Annotated in this window: 12 protein-coding genes and 1 tRNA gene; 11 read left to right on the top strand and 2 right to left on the bottom strand. The window is 63.8% G+C overall.

The features are described 5' to 3' along the window. Nucleotides 1-46 precede the first annotated feature (46 nt). From folK to GRI68_RS01370, 6 genes are all read left to right on the top strand, one after another. Complete coding sequence (gene folK / locus GRI68_RS01345) at nucleotides 47-490, top strand: 2-amino-4-hydroxy-6-hydroxymethyldihydropteridine diphosphokinase (protein ID WP_407643357.1); 444 nt, start codon at nucleotides 47-49, stop codon at nucleotides 488-490. Next, nucleotides 481-556, top strand: a tRNA-Lys gene (locus GRI68_RS01350). The genes folK and GRI68_RS01350 overlap by 10 nt, the downstream gene beginning before the upstream one ends. Before the next feature lie 27 nt (nucleotides 557-583). Beyond that, nucleotides 584-751, top strand: a complete 168-nt coding sequence (locus GRI68_RS01355) for a hypothetical protein (protein ID WP_160615347.1) — start codon at nucleotides 584-586, stop codon at nucleotides 749-751. Between the two features lie 642 nt (nucleotides 752-1,393). Further along, nucleotides 1,394-2,161, top strand: coding sequence for an ImuA family protein (locus GRI68_RS01360; RefSeq protein WP_160615348.1), 768 nt, complete (start codon nucleotides 1,394-1,396; stop codon nucleotides 2,159-2,161). Beyond that, nucleotides 2,082-3,629, top strand: a complete 1,548-nt coding sequence (locus tag GRI68_RS01365; protein WP_160615349.1) for a DUF6504 family protein — start codon at nucleotides 2,082-2,084, stop codon at nucleotides 3,627-3,629. Before GRI68_RS01360 ends, GRI68_RS01365 begins: the two co-directional genes overlap by 80 nt. Before the next feature lie 13 nt (nucleotides 3,630-3,642). Beyond that, nucleotides 3,643-7,068, top strand: a complete 3,426-nt coding sequence (locus GRI68_RS01370; protein WP_160615350.1) for an error-prone DNA polymerase — start codon at nucleotides 3,643-3,645, stop codon at nucleotides 7,066-7,068. A gap of 39 nt (nucleotides 7,069-7,107) precedes the next feature. On the opposite strand, the gene GRI68_RS01375 is transcribed toward GRI68_RS01370, so the two are convergent. After that, on the bottom strand, nucleotides 7,108-8,427 hold the full coding sequence (locus GRI68_RS01375; protein WP_160615351.1) for a sigma-54-dependent transcriptional regulator: 1,320 nt from the start codon (nucleotides 8,425-8,427) through the stop codon (nucleotides 7,108-7,110). Next, a complete protein-coding gene (locus GRI68_RS01380) occupies nucleotides 8,424-10,091 on the bottom strand; it encodes a sensor histidine kinase (RefSeq protein ID WP_160615352.1) in 1,668 nt (555 codons plus the stop codon). Before GRI68_RS01380 ends, GRI68_RS01375 begins: the two co-directional genes overlap by 4 nt. 205 nt (nucleotides 10,092-10,296) lie before the next feature. On the opposite strand from GRI68_RS01380, the gene GRI68_RS01385 reads away from it, so the two are divergent. The 5 genes from GRI68_RS01385 (at nucleotide 10,297) to GRI68_RS01405 (ending at nucleotide 17,714) form a co-directional block, all read left to right on the top strand. Beyond that, nucleotides 10,297-11,691 carry a dicarboxylate/amino acid:cation symporter gene (locus tag GRI68_RS01385; protein WP_160615353.1) on the top strand — a complete coding sequence of 465 codons (1,395 nt, stop codon included), beginning with the start codon at nucleotides 10,297-10,299 and terminating at the stop codon, nucleotides 11,689-11,691. Further along, entirely contained in the window at nucleotides 11,688-12,620 is a 933-nt protein-coding gene (locus GRI68_RS01390; protein ID WP_160615354.1) for an alpha/beta hydrolase, read from the top strand. The genes GRI68_RS01385 and GRI68_RS01390 overlap by 4 nt, the downstream gene beginning before the upstream one ends. A 23-nt stretch (nucleotides 12,621-12,643) precedes the next feature. Beyond that, complete coding sequence (locus GRI68_RS01395) at nucleotides 12,644-15,730, top strand: TonB-dependent receptor domain-containing protein (RefSeq protein ID WP_234028679.1); 3,087 nt, start codon at nucleotides 12,644-12,646, stop codon at nucleotides 15,728-15,730. 11 nt (nucleotides 15,731-15,741) lie between these two features. Further along, nucleotides 15,742-16,914, top strand: a complete 1,173-nt coding sequence (locus GRI68_RS01400; protein ID WP_160615355.1) for a M14 family metallopeptidase — start codon at nucleotides 15,742-15,744, stop codon at nucleotides 16,912-16,914. 89 nt (nucleotides 16,915-17,003) lie between these two features. Further along, the gene (locus GRI68_RS01405) at nucleotides 17,004-17,714 is read left to right on the top strand and encodes a TonB family protein (RefSeq protein ID WP_160615356.1); all 711 of its coding nucleotides are present in this window, start codon (nucleotides 17,004-17,006) and stop codon (nucleotides 17,712-17,714) included. The last annotated feature ends 4 nt before the right edge of the window (nucleotides 17,715-17,718 follow it).

Genomic DNA, 17,718 nt, shown 5'->3' on the forward strand with positions numbered 1-17,718 from the left:
GCTCGGCTCCAACCGCCGACGCCAACCTTGGGGCGGTCCGCGGGCGATCGTGCGCGCCGCGATGGAGGAACTCGCAGCCCTCGGCACCGTGCGCGCGCGCAGTTCGATCATCGATACCGCTCCTCTCGGCCCGGCGCAGCGCCGTTTCGCGAATGCTGCGGCGGTGATCGAGAGCGAATACGATCCGCAGGCGATGCTCACGGGGTTGCAGGCGCTCGAGCGTGAATTCGGCCGCACGCGCCGCGGCCAGCGCTGGGGCGACCGGACGCTCGATTGCGATATCGTGCTTTGGAGCGGCGGCATTTTCGCGGAGCCCGACCTCGCAATTCCGCATCCGCTGTTCCGCGAACGCGGCTTCGTCCTTGCCCCTGCCGTGCGCATCGCCCCCGACTGGCGCGACCCGGTAACGGGCCTTAGCGTAAGACAACTCGATGCACGCTTGACCGCGCGCCGCCCGCTCCCTAGTGCGCCCCCGTGGTCGGGCCGTTAGCTCAGTCGGTAGAGCAACTGACTTTTAATCAGTAGGTCGCTGGTTCGAACCCAGCACGGCTCACCACCCTTTTTCCTTGATCGCAGGAATCGTGTGAGCGCCCGCTGGGCGAGCCGCGCGCGCGTCATCAACGCAACGTTGCCGACTCACCATCGCGCCTCAGGTACCGGCTGCGCGCAACAGCAGGCGACCGCGCTTTTTTCCTTGCGGCTTCAGCGTGGCGAGCTTGTCAATGAGGATGTGGGCTACGAGCAGATCTAAGCCGAGCAGGAAATCTCTCCGATTGAGTGATCCACGCCGTGGATAAAAAATATTATCGTTTATTAAGCGCAGATTTCCTGCAATTTTTGCTGGCTGTAATAATAAGCTGATTGACGTTGTAATACAATTTTGAAAAATAGAGTGGGAGGGGGCGACGAGCGCGGACTCTTGTATCGGACCAGCGGCGTGCCCCCCAACTCCCTTTTGGAAGGGGAGTTGCTTTTCCCACCCATGATTGTGCTTAGACTACTGCCGCCGTGCAAGGGTTAAATCGCGGTTCACAATGCTTGTTTGGGATAACTATTGGGTGTGTTGCGATGCTATAACGCCTCGACGCGCCCGAATTGCTTGGTTCGCGCAGCGCGCAACCCAAGAAATGAGTTAGTGCAAAAAAAATTGGTGATTGATTATTTCTCGCCCGAAACGGCAATGAAGTGCTCTGCATCGCATGCCTTGTGATCGGTAGGTCGTTGGTTCGAACTCAGTACGCCGCCCGCGTTCTGTAGTTGAATACAGCCCCATCGGCTGGTTGGAGCAGCGCGCGAATATGTGTTGGAAAAGAGCGAATTGAGACCTTGCCTGAGAAGGAGAACGGTGAGAACATAATGGGAACATTAACGCGAGTCGATTCGTAGCCCCACTGTGTCCGATGCCGATCATCTTCCTTCTCCCGCCAATGACGCGGCCCCCGATGGCCTCGCTGCGCTGCGCGCGGCGGACTTGCCTGCCGCGCGGGCGGGGGAGGGTGTGGATTGGTCGCCCGAGCGTGACTTGCCGCCCAGCCTGTGGGAGCTGTTCTCGAGCATGGACGATGCCTCCGGCGAAGCGCTGGCGCTGGCGTTCGCCGAAGCCCGGCGGCAAGACGATGAAACGGCGAAACCCTGGCTGTGGGTGCAGGATGCGCAGAGCATTCGCCGCGGCGGACGCCCGTTCCTTCATGGCTTGCCGGTCGCGCGGCGAAGCGGGCTCGTCCATGTCGCGGCGGCCAACCCCGCCGATGCGCTGTGGGCGATGGAGGAGGGCGTAAGATGCGGTGCGCTGTCCTTCGTCGTCGGAGAGCTTGCGGGCGATCCCAAGCCGCTCGACTTCACCGCCACGCGGCGGTTGGTGCTGGCGGCCGAGCGGCATGGCGTGCCGCTCTACCTGTTGCGGCGCGACGGGTTCGCGAACCTTTCCGCTGCGCGATTGCGCTGGCGGGTGGCTGCGGCACCTTCGGCCCCGCATCGCTGGAATGCGGTCGCCCCGGGAGAGCCGCGGGCAGGGGCGGACCTGTTTCGCGGGCGCGGCCTCAGGCCCGGCCACTTTACCCTCGAACATGGCGGGTGGCAGCATGAGCCGGGTCATCGTCTCGCTGTGGTTCCCCAACCTCGCGATCGACCGCTGGAGCCGGAACGCCGCGAGGCGGGGTGACGGCGATGCCGCGCTCGAACCGGTCGTGCTGGTTACCGAGACCGCGCATGGCCCGGTGATCGATGCCGCCAGCCCGCTCGCCGCCGAAGCGGGCGCGCAGGCGGGCATGCGGCTGGCCGATGCGCGGATGCTCGCGCCCGGCCTCGTGGCGCTGCCCTCCGATCATGAGGGCAATGCCCGCACGCTCGAACGGATCGCGCTTGCCGCGCAGCGCTGGGGACCATGGAGCATGGTGGATGGAGCCGACGGTGCGTTGCTCAATGCCTCGGGTGCCGCGCATCTGTTCGATGGCGAAGTGGCGTTGCTGGCTGCAATCGAGCGCCGCTTTGCGATGCAGGGCTATACCTGCCGCCCTGCGATCGCGCCCACTGCGGGGGCGGCCTGGGCGCTGTCGCATTACGGCGGAGAGCGGCCGCTGGTGCTCGATCCTGCTGCGCTGCCGCGCGCGCTTGCTCCGCTTCCGGTGGCGGCGCTGCGGCTCAACGAGGATACGAAGCTGCTGCTCGCGCGGCTCGGGCTGAAGACCATCGGCGATCTGATGGATGTGCCGCGCGAAAATCTGGTCCGGCGCTTCCGCAATCGCCGCGCCGCCGAAGCCAATCCGCTCGCCCGGCTCGACCATGTGCTGGGCCGCACGGCCGAACCGCTGGTGCCGCTGGTGGAGGAAACACCGCTTTCCGCCGAGCGTCATCTGATGGAGCCGCTGCTCGCGCTCGACCTGCTGGCGCGGATCGTGACCGACCTGGCCGAGGATCTCGCTCGCAGCCTCGAGGCTGAGCGCAAGGGCGCGCGGCGGCTGCACCTGCTGTTGTGGCGGGTCGATGGCGATACGATCGCGCGCACCGTCGAGCTGGCATCGCCCTCGCGCGACCCAGAACATCTCGCGCGACTATTCGACGATCGGCTCGAAGGGATCGATGCTCCGTTCGGGATCGACCAGGCGCGGCTGATTGCGGTGTGGGCCGAGAGGCTCGAACAGGAGCAGGATCGGCTCGATGCACCCGAAGCCAATGGCACGAGCTTTCCGGTACTGATCGACCGGCTGGTGACGCGGCTGGGGCGCCAGCGCGTGGCGCGGCTCGCCCCGCGCGGAAGCCATCTGCCCGAACGCTCGCAAAGGCGGCTCGCCCCCGATGTGCAGCCACCGGCGGGGCAATACGATCTCGACTTTCACCAGCGTCCGCTCAAGCTGCTCGACCGGGCAGAGCCGATCACCGTCATCTACGCCACGCCCGAAGGCCTGCCTCGCCGGTTCCGCTGGCGCGGCGGCTTGCACGACATCGCCCGGGTCGAGGGGCCTGAACGGCTCGCCCCCGAATGGTGGCGCGAGCGATCGAGCGCACGCCTGCGCGATTACTACCGGATCGAGGACGAGACGGGGCGCCGCTACTGGATCTATCGCCATGGCCTGGTCGGCGACGGGCGTGGCGGGCCGCCCGACTGGTATCTGCACGGGTTTTTTGCGTGAGGAGGGGTGCCTGATGCCCGAGCAACCGCTCACGCCCGATCGCCGCACGCTGGCGCGCCTGTCGGATGAGGATTTCGCGGGCAATGCGCGCGCCGACTATGTCGAGCTGGGCATCACCAGCTGCTTTTCCTTCCTGCGCGGCGCGTCCGATGCGGTGGATTTGGTGCTGACCGCCTTTGCCCGGGGCTACGATGTGATCGGGATCGCCGATCGCAATACGCTGGCAGGTGTGGTGCGGCTTCATACCGAGGCGACCACCGCACGGATGCGTCCGGTGATCGGCTGCCGGATCGTGACCGTCGAAGGCTGGCAATTCCTCGCCTACCCGACCGACCGCGCGAGCTATGGTCGCCTTTCCGCTCTGCTGTCGAAAGCGAAGATGCACACGCTCGACGGCGCATGGCAGGACAAGGGCGAGACCCATATCGACCTTGCCATGCTGGCCGATCACGCAGCGGGCGTGCAGCTGATCCTGATACCACCCGATGCGCTGGACGAAGCGTTCGAGCAGATGCTCCCCGATCTCGCCGCGCGGCTCCCCACCATGCGCCATATCGCCGCCGCCTATCTCTATCGCGGAGACGATGTCGCGCGGATCAACCGGCTCGATGCGGTGGCGAAGGACAACGGCCTCGCCATCCTCGCCACCAATGATGTGCATTACCACGCGCCCGAGCGCCGTCCGTTGCAGGACGTGATGACCTGCATTCGCGAGAAGACCACGATCGCCAATGCAGGCCTGCTGCTCCACGCCAATGCCGAGCGGTATCTGAAGCCGCCGGAGGAGATGATCCGCCTGTTCGCCAAATGGCCGCATGCGATCACAGCCACGCGAGAGGTGGCCGATGCCTGCGCTTTCAACCTCACCGAACTGGCCTATGAATATCCCGACGAGCCGATCCCAAAGGATCGCACGCCCGATGCGCATCTCGCCGCGCTCACCCGCGAAGGGGCTGCATGGCGCTATCCCCGGGGCGTGCCGGAAAAGGTCGAACGGCTGATCGCGCGCGAACTCGAGCTGATCGGCAAGCTCGACATTGCGCGCTATTTCCTCACCATCAAGGACATCATCGACTTCGCGCGGGGGTGCGATCCGCCGATCCTGTGCCAAGGGCGCGGCAGCGCGGCGAATTCGGCGGTCTGCTATTGTCTCGGCATCACCGCCGTCGATCCCGACGAGCACGAATTGCTGTTCGATCGCTTCATCTCCGAAGAGCGCAAGGAGCCGCCCGATATCGACGTCGATTTCGAGCATGAGCGGCGCGAGGAAGTGATCCAGTATATCTACAATCGCTACGGGCGGCAGCGCGCCGGCCTGTGCGCGACGGTGATCCATTACCGCCCGCGCATGGCGATCCGCGAAGTGGGCAAGGTGATGGGGCTGTCCGAAGACACGACCTCGGCGCTGGCGCGCACCGTCTGGGGCAGTCACGGGCGCGAGATTGCCGAAAAGCACGCCACCGAAGCCGGGCTCGATATGGCCGATCCGCAATTGCGCCGCGTGCTCGCGCTGACCGAGCAGATGATTGGCATACCGCGCCATCTTTCGCAACATGTCGGTGGGTTCATCCTCACGCAGGGACCGCTGATCGAGAGTGTGCCGATCGGCAATGGCGCGATGGCGGATCGCAGCTTCATCGAATGGGACAAGGACGATATCGACGCGCTCGGCATCCTCAAGATCGATGTGCTGGCGCTGGGCATGCTGACCTGCCTTCAGAAAGGCTTCGACCTGCTGCGCGATCACCACGGGCGCGACCTGACGCTGGCGACCACCCCGCGCGAGGATCCGCGCGTCTACGACATGCTGGTGAAGGGCGACAGCCTGGGCGTGTTCCAGGTCGAGAGCCGGGCGCAGATGAACATGCTTCCGCGCCTCAAGCCGCGCCGCTTCTACGATCTGGTGATCGAGGTCGCGATCGTGCGTCCGGGCCCGATCCAGGGCGATATGGTGCATCCCTATCTCAAGCGTCGTCGGGGCGACGAGGCTGTGGAAATTCCGAAGCCTTCGCCCGATCACGGTCCGCCCGATGAATTGTCCTCGATCCTCGAACGGACGCTGGGTGTCCCGATTTTCCAGGAACAGGCGATGAAGATCGCGCTGGACGCGGCGAAATTCTCCAGCGTGGAAGCCAACCAGTTGCGCAAGGCGATGGCGACTTTCCGCAGCCGAGGCATGGTCGATGAATTGCAGGACAAGATGGTCGGCCGGATGATCGAGCGCGGCTACGATCCGGACTTTTCCGAACGCTGCTTCAACCAGATCCGGGGCTTCGGTGAGTATGGTTTCCCGGAGAGCCACGCGGCCAGCTTTGCCCACCTCGTCTACATTTCGAGCTGGATGAAATGCCACTACCCGGCAGTGTTCGCCTGCGCTCTGCTGAACTCGCAGCCTATGGGCTTCTATGCGCCCGCGCAGATCGTGCGAGACGCGCAGGAGCACGGGGTCGAGGTCCGCGCGGTCGACGTCAATCACAGCGGATGGAACAATACGCTGGAGGAATTCACTACGGACAATGCACAGCCACCGATGCGGCTCGGCTTCCGCCAGGTCGATGGATTGCGCGAAGTGGCCGCGGCCTATCTTGTGGCCGAACGCGAACAGCGCGGGGCCTTTGGCTCGATCGCCGAATTGCATACCCGCACGAAGCTGCCTCCCAGCGTGATCGAGCGGTTGGCGGCGGCCGATGCGTTTCGCTCTATGGGCCTCGATCGCCGGCAGGCGCTATGGGATGCGCGCGCGCTCAAGCCTGCGATCGACCTGCCACTGTTCGCCGCCGCCGATGCCCGCGACGAAGGCGAGGAGCGCCGCGCCCACCAATTGCCGCAAATGCCGCTGTCCGAGCATGTCGTGGCCGATTACCAGACCATGCGATTGAGCCTCAAGGCCCACCCGCTTTCCTTCCTGCGAGAGAATCTGCGGACCCGCGGCTTCACCGCCAGCGCGGACCTGCGGACGAAGAATTTCCGCAGCACAGTGAAGGTCTCGGGTGTGGTGCTGATCCGCCAGCGGCCCGGCAGCGCCAAGGGCGTGTGCTTCATCACGCTGGAAGACGAGACCGGCGTGGTCAATCTCGTCATCTGGCCCGACATGATGGAGAAATACCGCAAGGTCATCATGGGCGCGCGACTGATGGAGGTGAGCGGACGGGTGGAGATGGATGACGAGGTGCTCCACGTGATCGTCAACCGGATGGAGGATGCGACCTGGCGGCTCGCCGCGCTGAGCGAGGACTTGCTCGAGCCGCAGATCTCGCGTGCCGACGAAGTGAACCGCCCGCGTCGCACGATGAGCGCGGCCAAGGCGAAGGTCGATATCGTACCCGATGCCGCCAATGCCGATTGCGCTCCGCGCCAGGTCAAGCGTTCGCTGGCTGCGCCGCGGCAGACCCATCCGCGCAATGTCCGGATCCTGCCCAAGAGCCGCGACTTCCACTAGGTTGCTTCTTCGGGGGCATCAGGTCGATCAACCCGTGGTCTAGCTCGCCTTGCCGCCCTGGCGGAAATCCTTGGCTTTCAGGCCATAGCGGGAAAGCTTGTCGTAGAGCGTCTTGGTCGGCAGCGAGAGCGCCTTCTCGACCAGCGGCACGCTGCCCTTGGCCTCGCGCAGAGCGTTCTCGATGACGGCTTTTTCGAACTCTGCGACCTGGTCGCGCAGGCCCCGTGCCGGTCTCTCGCCGCCAGCACTCCCGTCACTCGCACCGCTACCGATCACCAGCTTCTTTGCGAAGGCATCGAGTTCGCGCAGGTTTCCGCTCCATTCATGCGCGTGGATATGGTTCAGCACATCCGCGCCGATCGCTTCGCAAGTGATCCCGAACTCGCGCTCATGGCGGGCGACGAAGCGACTGAAAAACTCGGCGATGTCCTCGCGCCGCTCGGCAAGCGAGGGCAGCGCGATCTCGATCGGACCGCTGCGATGGAGCAGCGTACGACTGTCCGACACCATACCCTCAGGAAGGACAGCGAGGATCCGCACATCCAGCTTTCTCGGTCGCTCGGCGCCCAGAGGAAGGATGGTGCGGTTCTCGACCAGCGTATCGAGCCGGGCCCGCAGCGCCCCCTCGACACCCTCGATTTTGTCGAGCACCAGCGTGCCGCCACGCGCACGTTCGATCAGGCCGGTATGCGACAGACCCGCACCCGGATCGCGCCCGAACAGCAGCAATTCGGCATCGGGATGCAGCGCGGTGCCCGCGTCGATCGTGACCAGCGGCCGCGAACGGCGCGGACCGAGATCGTGTAGCAAACTCGCCGTATGGGTCTTGCCTGTCCCGCGTGCACCCGCGATCGCCACATCGACGTCGGTTGCAGCAAGCGCAGACACCAGCGTGCGCAAACGTTCGCTCGCTGCGGAATCTCCGGGAATGGCTCGCGACCGATCGAGTCGATCGCGCAGTCTCCGGTTCTCGAGCACCAGCGCACGATTGGCGGCCGCTTGCGCAATCGATGCAGCAAGCCGCTCGGACGAGAACGGCTTGGTCAGGAAGTCGAATGCACCATTGCGCATCGCTGCGACCGCCATGTCGACATCCCCGTGACCACTCACGAGGATTACCGGGATCGTCTCGTCGATCGCCCGGAGACGCTCGAAAAACGCGATCCCGTCGATCCCCGGCAGTCGGATATCGCTGATGACGACACCGCCGAAATTGCGGTCGATCGCGTCGAGCGCGTTGTCAGCGCGGTCGAAATGACCCACCTCGGCCCCGTCGATCTCGAGCGCCTGCATGGTCGCCTCGGCGAGTGTATGGTCGTCCTCGACCAGGATGACCGGGATATCGCTGAGTAAGGTCATGCGAGCGGCACCTCCATCACGAAGCGCGCACCGCTTTCGCTTGGCTCTGCTCGCAAGTCGCCGCCTAGGTCCCGCATGATCTCTTGCGAGATGACGAGGCCCAGCCCGAGCCCATCCTCCTTGGTCGTTGCGAAGGGATGGAACAGGCGGTCCATCGCGGCCTGATCAAGACCGGGACCGTCATCGCTAACGACGACCAGACAGGTGTCCGTTCGTGTGGCAACCTCGATCGCGATGCGCCCGCTGGCGCCCACCGCATCGAGGGCGTTCTGCAGCAGATTGACCAATACCTGCTCGAGCCGGACATGTTCGCCGACCACTTCGATTGCGCGCGCTTCGGCGTCCGGCAATGCAATCTCGACATCGAGGCCTGCGATGCGGTCGTTGAGCAGCAACAACGCGCCGTCAACGGCTTGACCGATCGGCATCGCGCGTTGCGCTCTTGTGCCGCGACGACTGAAACGAAGCAGTTCCCCGGTAATCGTGCCGATCCGGTCGGCGAGCCGCGAAATTTGCGCGAAGTTTCCCTTGGCCCGGTCGAGTTCGCCGGTCTCCACCAGCTTCTCCCCGTTTTCGGCGAAAACGCGCATCGCGGCGACGGGTTGGCGGATTTCGTGGCTTATACCGGCCCCAATCTGGCCCAGCGTCGCGAGACGGTTGGCCTGCGACAATTGCTGGCGCAGCAAGTCGGTTCGGCGAGCAAGATCGGCCTCTCGCGCTTCCTCGCGTCTGCGTCGCAGATAGAACGCCAGCGCTCCGAGCATTACGAGCACCGCCATGGCCAGCGCGACGGCCAACCGGCCTCGCGATATTGCCCCTCCAACATAGCGCGAGGGATCGACCAGCAGGTGCATCGTCCACCCTTCCGGGGCGACGACATGGCCGGTTGTGTCGAGTGGGACGCTCGCGGTTCGTTTGTATCGTCGCGACAATTCCAGCGGCGCGAAGCGCGCCACGCCCAAGGCTCGCAAATCTTCTTCGCGATTGCGATTGGTGGCTGCCTCCGGATCCAGCGCGTGAAAACGCCAATCCGGATTGCTGGTAATCAGCACGACACCGCTTCCGTCGACTACGAAGACACCCCGCCCTGATGCACGCCAGCTTTTCTCCAACGCGTCGAATTCGACTTTCAGGGCCACGACACCCAATGGCGATCCTGGGTTCCCGATGCGCCGCGCGATATACAGGCCGGGTCGGCGGCTGACCGTTCCGAGCGCGAATTGCGTGGCTGCGCCTTGTGCCATCGCCTCGCGGAAATAAGAGCGGAAACCGTAAACGGACCCGATGAAGCTATCGTCGCTCGCATGGTTGCTGGACGACAGGGTCCGTCCGTCTGCGTCGAGCAGATAGATCACTGCCGCCTGCGTCTGCTCGGCCAAGGTCGCGAGCCGGCGGTTAAGGATGGCGGCGCGGCTGCGGTCGCCTTTCATCAGGGCGATGACATCGGGGTCCTCCGCCAGCACCGGAGGGACTAGGCTGAACTTCTGCAACTCGCTCTGGAGGCCGCTCGCCAGGATTTGCGCATTGCCATCCGCGCTCGCCATCGCATCGTCGATTGCCGAACTGCGCATGACCCGATCGACCGCCATCATCGCCAGCAGGCCACACAACAAAAGTGCAGCTCCAGCGATCGCCCAGCCATGCAGACGTTTCGTGCCGTCCAACCTCATTCTCCCGCCAGACGTTGTGCGGAAAATCGCAAAAGAGGGAAGGAAATTTTGCGGATTTTCGCAAAAAATTTAGGCATGCCAAGGTTAAATCATTGAATATGATATGAAAAAGAATTTTCGAGAAATGGTCTGGCTGGTCGGTCGCTTGGCTTAGGCTTGCCGAAATGCCGCAGGGAATAGGCGGCATGGGGAGAGGAATATGACGATTGTACCCACGCCGGAGGCGGCGGGTGGCATGCCGGAATCGCGGCAGCCGATCTATCGCAAGCTGTATTTTCAGGTGGTGGTCGCCATCGTCCTGGGCGCGGTCCTCGGGACTGTTGCGCCAGAGTTCGGCGCGCAGCTCAAGCCGCTTGGCGATGCCTTCATCAACCTTGTGAAGATGATCATCTCGCCGGTCATCTTCGTAACCGTGGCGACCGGCATCGCCGGCATGAAAGACATGGGCGCGGTCGGAAGCGTGGCGGGCAAGGCGTTCGCCTATTTCCTGTTTTTCTCCACCCTCGCGCTGATTATCGGCCTGATCGTCGCCAACGTCGTGCAGCCGGGCGCCGGGCTCAATATCGATCCCGCGACGCTCGATACCAGCGCGGTAGAGAATTACGCGGTGACCGCCGAAGAACAGACCCTCACCGGTTTTCTTCTGGGCATGATTCCGAAGACCTTCTTCAGCGCGGTAACCAGCGGGTCGATCCTGCAAGTGCTGCTTGTCGCGATCCTTTCGGGCGTCGCGATCGCCGCAACGCGCCCGCAGAGCGATCTGGTGTTCGACGTACTCTCCTCGTTCAGCGAAGTTGTTTTCAAACTCGTCCACATGCTGATGAAGCTGGCACCGATCGGTGCGTTCGGTGCGATAGCTTTCACCATCGGAGAATTCGGTCTGGGCTCGCTGGCGAGCCTCGCCGCACTGGTCGGGACATTCTACCTGACATCGCTGCTCTTCGTCATCGTCGTGCTGGGCATAGTGGGATGGCTCACGGGCTTCTCGATCTTCGCGCTGATCAAATACCTTCGAGAGGAATTGCTGCTGGTTCTCGGCACCTCGTCCTCCGAAGCGGCTCTGCCGAGTCTCATGGAAAAAATGGAAATTGCCGGTTGCCGGAAATCGGTGGTCGGGCTGGTCGTGCCGACCGGATATTCGTTCAATCTCGATGGCACCAATATCTACATGACGCTTGCCGCGCTCTTCATTGCGCAGGCGGTGGGTATCGACTTGTCGCTGAGCGAGCAGATCGCGTTGGTCACGGTTGCGATGATCAGCTCGAAAGGTGCAGCGGGCGTGACCGGGGCGGGCTTCGTCATTCTCGCGGCGACCCTTTCGGTAGTCCCGTCCGTACCCGTCGCCGGCATGGCTCTGATCCTCGGCATCGACCGCTTCATGAGCGAGTGCCGCGCACTGACGAACTTCGTCGGCAATTCGGTCGCCACCATCGTCGTCGCCAAGTGGGAAGGGGCGCTCGATCGCGAACGCCTTGCCGCCGCGCTTGCCGGCACGCCGATGCCGCTGCCCGAGGAAGATATCGAGCGCCATGAGCGTTCGGGGCCGCAAAGCGAGCGACTGATTGCCGCCAGCGAGACCGGTGGTGCGGCATGATCGGGCGCAGGTCGGTGCTGGGCGGCGGGATCGCACTCGCTGCACTGGCGCAAACGCGCCTCGGCGGTGCCGCTCGCGGTCACGAGCCTGAAGAAATCCTGCTGTGGCCCGGCACGCCTCCGGGGAAGGGTGGGGTCAGCGGCCCGGAAAGGCTTGGCGGCGAAGGCAAGGGCTATGGCGCGGTATCGAATGTCTCGACCCCGCGAATGCGGGTCTATCGCCCAAATATTCCGAATGGCCGCGCCATCGTGATCGCGGGAGGCGGGGGCTATTTCCGGATCCAGCTCTGGAAGGAAAGCACACCCGCCGCCGAGTGGCTGCGCAATCGTGGCTACACGGTGTTCGAACTGATCTACCGGCTGCCCAATGACGGGTGGGAAGCAAGCGCCCCGTTCGCCGACGCGCAGCGAGCGATGAAGATCGTGCGCACCCGCGCCGACGAATTCGGCATTAGGCCCGATGCGATCGGCATCATGGGCTTTTCCGCCGGCGGTCACCTGGCCGGTTTCACCGCATTGCAGCCGGATCGCGAGCTTTATGAAGGAGCGGACCGCTACGAGACTGCCAGCGCGCGTCCAGATTTCGCCGTGCTGCTGTTTCCCGTCGTGTCGCTGCGCAAGCCCTACGACACCACGCGCACCAGGCGCGAGATCGTGGGGAAAAACCCGTCACGCGCGGCCGAGGATGCGTGGTCGCTCGATACGTACGCTGCCAAGGACGCGCCGCCGACGATCCTGTTTTCGGCAGCGGACGATCCAATCACGCCGCCAGGCCACAACATCGCGCTGTTCCAGGCGCTGATGGGCAATGGCGCTTCGGCGGAACTGCACATTTTCGAGAAAGGCGGCCACGGCTGGGGGCTGGGTGCGCCCGAGGAAATCATCAATCAATGGCCCGATATCTTCGAGGCGTGGATGACCCGCCGATAAGGCGGGAAACAGGGAGAGAGAATATGAAGATGCGTAAACAGGGATTTGGCCGTCTGGCGCTGTTGGCGACGACGAGCCTGCTAGCCGCGACCAGCGCCGCCTACGCCCAAGGTGTTCCCGACGAGGCCGCGGAAACGCCGCAGCAGCAGGACGACGACTCGCTGGACGGCCAGGAATCGGATGTCACGGCGGACAACAAGATCGTAATCACCGGCACCCAGATCCAGGGCGCCCAGATCACCGACGTCCTGCCAGTGACCGTGCTCGACGAGCAATCGATCGAGAACACCGGTGCCTCTTCGGGTGACGAGTTGTTCCGCTCGATCCCGCAGGCCGGCACCGTCGCATTCAACGAGCAAAACGCGACCACGCAGAACAGCGCGCGCGGCGATGTCGGTTCGATCAATTTGCGCGATCTGGGCACCGGCAACACGCTGCTTTTGATCAACGGTCGCCGGATGACGCTCAATCCCGGTTTCCAGACCGAACTGCTGGTGCCGGTGGTCAGCGCGGATACCAATGAGATATCTCCGGGCAGCGTGCGCCGGATCGAGGTGCTGCGCGACGGCGCGTCCGCGATCTACGGCGCCGACGCCGTGGCAGGCGTCGTCAACACTGTGCTCAAGGGCAATATCTCGGGTGGTTTCCTCGAAGCCGATTACCGCATGTCGGACGGTACCAGCCTTTACAGCTATCAGATCAGCGGTGGCTACGGATTCGATTTCGGCGGCGGGCGGGGGAACCTGACGCTTTACGGGAATTATTTCTACGAAAGCGGCCTGTCGGCATCGGAGCGCGTTTATTCAGCCGACGCCAATCGCTTGCCGCTGGTCGAAGGCACCGATTTCGAAGGCGATGTCTCTTTCAACAATCGCAATACGTTTGGTCCGTTCGGTCAGTTCGATATCCAGGCACCGCGGGGTGCTACGCCGATCAACGACGACGATTTCTATCTTCAGCCCGGCACGTTTTCCGGGTGTCGTCTCGATTTCGGGAACGGGCTGTGCGCGCGCAACGGCACCACCCCGACGCGTGCAGTTCGCTACAATCGTGTCTTCGGCAACAATCTCATCAGCGAGAAGAACCGCTATAACGGTTTGGCACTGCTGAATTACGAGTTGTCGGATTCGGCCGAGGTGTATTTCGAGGGCAGCTATTACCGCTCCGAGAACGCGCGCAATATCACACCTTCGGCCATTCTCAGTGCTGTCCCCGTCGGGATCGCTGCGGACGCGTACTGGAACCCGTTCGGTCCGGTCGGCAGTCCCAATCGCCTGCCGGGGACCACGATCGATCCCGATGGCGCCGATCTCATCATGGAACGCTATCGCTTCGTCGATGCGGGCAATCGCCGGATCGAGGTCGACAAGGACAGCTATCGCCTGGTCGCTGGCTTGCGCGGCAATTGGGGCGAATGGGATTACGATACCGGCTTCCTCTATTCCGAAGCCAATACGGTCGACGTTGCGCGCAACCGCGTTTCGCTCACCTTGATGCAGGAAACGATCAACCGCACCACGCCCGATGCCTACAATCCGTTCAATGGCGGCTGCGTGGTGGGCGACCCGGGCAACGGCGACTGCACACCCAATCCGCAATCGGTAATCGACAATTTTCGCATCGACGTGTTCCGTAAGGGCGGCACCAGCCTGGCCCTGGCGGACTTCAAACTCAGCCGCGACGATCTCTTCACCCTGCCGGGCGGCGATGTCGGCGTGGCAAGCGGAATCGAATGGCGTCGCGAGACCTTCTACGACGATCGCGATCCGCGCCTCGACGGAACGATCACCTTCACCGACAGCGTGACCGGTAATTTCAACGGCAGCGATGTCGCCGGGACCAGCCCGTCACCTGACACCAACGGATCGCGCAACGTCTATTCGGTCTTCGCGGAAGTGTTCGTGCCGCTGGTCAGCCGCGACATGGACATCCCGCTGGTCGAGGAGCTCAACCTCCAGCTGGCTGGCCGGGTCGAACACTTCGACGACATCAACGAGACAGCCGCCGTCCCCCGCGTGGCGGCATCATGGGAGACAATCCCGGGGATCACGGTCCGCGGTGCCTGGTCGCGCGGCTTCCGTGTGCCGAACCTCGTGCAGGTCAACGACGAGGGCACCACGCGCTCCAACACGCGCGACGATTTCGTCACCTGCCAGGCCCAATTGATCAAGGGCGAGATCGATACGCTGGCTTCCTGCGCGGGGGCCGGCATCATCAGCCTGCGCTCGGGTACAGAGAATCTCGTTCCGGAAGAAAGCACCAGCATCAATCTCGGAATTGTGCTCGAGCCTTACATGATCCCGGGACTCGTCTTCACCGCCGACTACTGGCGCGTGAAGCAGACCGGGTTGGTCGGTACGTTCGGCGATGACAATGCGATTGCGCTCGACCTGCTGCGTCGCCTCGATGGCGGCAGCAACCCCAATGTCATCCGTCTCGACCCGACGGCGGACGAGATCGCATTGTTCGAAGGCACCGGGCTCGCACCCGCGGGCAAGATCGATACTGTGCTCGATCCGTATCTCAACCTCGACAGCCGCACCTCGAGGGGGCTCGATTTCGGCCTTTCCTATCGGGTGCCCGATTTCGGCCTCGGAAATTTCCGACTTCGCTTGAACGCGGCGCGCCTGCTCGGTTTCGTGCAGGATGCCGGGCCGCAGGGGCAGGAAATCCTCGATGCCGTGGAAGCTGGTACGCTGCCGCTCGACGTCACCGTTGGCGGGCTGGGTGAATTGCTGGAGATCGAGGGCCGTCCCAAATGGCGCGCCAGCGGTTCGATCAACTGGGATAACGGCCCGCTCGCGATCGGACTGTATGGCCGGTATGTGGGCAAGGTCTACGATACCAGCGTGATCCGCGACGATCTGATCGAATCCGACGATCCGAACGCGAACTACTATCCGGTCGACGACTGGTTCACGATGAACCTCTCGATTGCCTACACGATCGAGGACACCGATACCGCGCTCGACGACACGCGCCTGCGTTTCGCGATCAACAATCTGTTCGATCGGGATCCGCCGCTGGCCGACGAGACCTACGGCTACTTCAGTGAGCTCCACAGCGCGCGCGGCCGAGTGTTCCATATCGAACTGCGCAAGAAGTTCTGATGGCAACAGGCATGAGATGGCCCGCCATTGCCTTGGCGAGCCTGCTGGCGGGGGCGTGCGTTGCATCGCCCCCGCCGGTGCCCTCAGCGCCCAGCGCACCCTCCTGCCACACGGCGAGCGTGACGGTGTCCTTCGATTTCGAGGGGGCCTCGGCCTCCCGCTGTGTGGTGGAGGGAGAGCGATCCTTCGCGATCCTCGTCGCCCCCGAACACGCTCCGCCGATCAATCCCAGCGCGTGGTACGCATTTCGCTATGACGCGACGCCCGGTGCCGATGTGTCGTTTACCTTGCGCTATCTCGATGCCAAGCATCGCTACCGGCCCAAGCGCCAGACGGGCGATGTCTGGCAACTGATCGATGCCGATGTGGTGGAGGATGGCAGCTTGGCGCGGTTCACGGTTCCGGCCGGTTCGGCGGTGGTCGCAGGGCAGGAATTGTTCGGTTCGGAGCGCTACGACCGCACGATGGATCGGCTATCCGCCAGCGCGCATGTGCAGCGGCTGGAGTTAGGTCGCTCGCATGACGATCGCCCGATCGAGGGGCTCGAGATCGGCGACCCCGCCGCGCCTTATCTCGTCGTATTGCTGGGCCGCGCCCATCCGCCCGAAGTGACCGGGGCGCTCGCGATGGAGGCGTTCCTCGATCGCCTGGTCGAACTGGTCGACGAGGGGACGATCGATCCGGAGCGTTTCCGGTTTCTCGCCGTCCCCATGCTCAACCCGGATGGCGTGGCGCGCGGCCATTGGCGCGCCAATTTGGGCGGCACCGATCTCAATCGGGACTGGGGCAAATTTGACCAGCCCGAAACCCGTGCCGTGAAGGCGTGGCTCGATCGACAGACTCCTGTGACGCGACCGGTCGCGATGATCGACTTTCATTCGACTCAGCGCGACGTCTTTTACACGATCCCCCGCGACCTCTCGACCGTGCCTGCGGGCTTCACCGAGCGCTGGCTCGAATTGATCGGCGATAGCGTGCCGGAATTCTCGATCAACATTGCGCCGGGCCATTCGAACGGCAGCGGTGTTGCAAAGAACTGGTTCTACGAGACTTGGGGCGTTCCTGCGGTCACTTTCGAAATCGGCGATCAGACCGACCGTCGATTGATCGCTAAGGTCGGACGAAGGTCGGCCGATGCCTTCGCAAAGGCGCTGGAGGAAGCGACCCTGCCAACCCCGCAGTAGGATACACAACCCGGGGCACGTTTCGCCGTGCCCGCGGTCATGCTACGTGGCGTTGGATCGCCTCGGCCCTTTCGCGCGTTGGACCCGCAATGCCTGCCTTTTCGCTCCCGGATCGTTCGCGCAAGCTGCTCATCGCCCTCGCAGTCGCGCTGCTGCATGTCCTCGCCATCCTCTTCCTCGCTCGTGCTTTCGCGCCAGGCCTCCTGCCGGATGCTGTCGAACGGACGTTGAACGCGGTCGCGTTCGAAGTGTCGACCGATCCGCCGCCTCCACCGGTCGAACAAGCGCCCATCCCGGACGAAGGTGGATCGGGCGATGCGGGGGAGAGGGCGACGCCAAGGGAAGTCATTGCTGTCGAGCCCAAGGTCGCGCGGAAAGCTCCGCCGGCTCCGCGTGCATCCTCCACAGGCACGCAAAACCGCTCGGGCGGAGCAGACGCGGGCAGCGGCACCGGTGCAGGCGGGAGTGGTACCGGTACGGGCAGCGGACGCGGCGGTGGCGGACGAGGTGGCTATTTCGTCACCAAGCCGGTCAAGATCGCTGGAGGCATCACCTCGGCGCGCGATTACCCGCGCGAGACGCGCGATCTGCGCAACGGCCAGTCGGTGGCGATCGACATCAGGGTGGGAGTGGATGGAAGCCCGACCGGTTGCCGTGTCGTACGCTCCAGCCCCGATCCGGCAGCCGACCAAATTACGTGCGAGCTGGCGATGCAGCGATTTCGTTTCAAACCGGCCATGGACCCGGACGGTGATCCTGTCGTATCGACCTTCCGCTGGTACCAGAGATGGTTCGATTAGAAGG

This window comes from Alteriqipengyuania halimionae (assembly GCF_009827575.1).
Classification (GTDB): Bacteria; Pseudomonadota; Alphaproteobacteria; order Sphingomonadales; family Sphingomonadaceae; genus Alteriqipengyuania_A; species Alteriqipengyuania_A halimionae.

Coding starts and splice junctions, on each gene's coding strand:
- GRI68_RS01365 (WP_160615349.1), top strand. CDS start 2,082: ATGAGCCGGGTCATCGTCTCGCTGTGGTTCCCCAACCTCGCGATCGAC.
- GRI68_RS01370 (WP_160615350.1), top strand. CDS start 3,643: ATGCCCGAGCAACCGCTCACGCCCGATCGCCGCACGCTGGCGCGCCTG.
- GRI68_RS01375 (WP_160615351.1), bottom strand. CDS start 8,427: ATGACCTTACTCAGCGATATCCCGGTCATCCTGGTCGAGGACGACCAT.
- GRI68_RS01385 (WP_160615353.1), top strand. CDS start 10,297: ATGACGATTGTACCCACGCCGGAGGCGGCGGGTGGCATGCCGGAATCG.
- GRI68_RS01390 (WP_160615354.1), top strand. CDS start 11,688: ATGATCGGGCGCAGGTCGGTGCTGGGCGGCGGGATCGCACTCGCTGCA.
- GRI68_RS01395 (WP_234028679.1), top strand. CDS start 12,644: ATGAAGATGCGTAAACAGGGATTTGGCCGTCTGGCGCTGTTGGCGACG.
- GRI68_RS01400 (WP_160615355.1), top strand. CDS start 15,742: ATGAGATGGCCCGCCATTGCCTTGGCGAGCCTGCTGGCGGGGGCGTGC.
- GRI68_RS01405 (WP_160615356.1), top strand. CDS start 17,004: ATGCCTGCCTTTTCGCTCCCGGATCGTTCGCGCAAGCTGCTCATCGCC.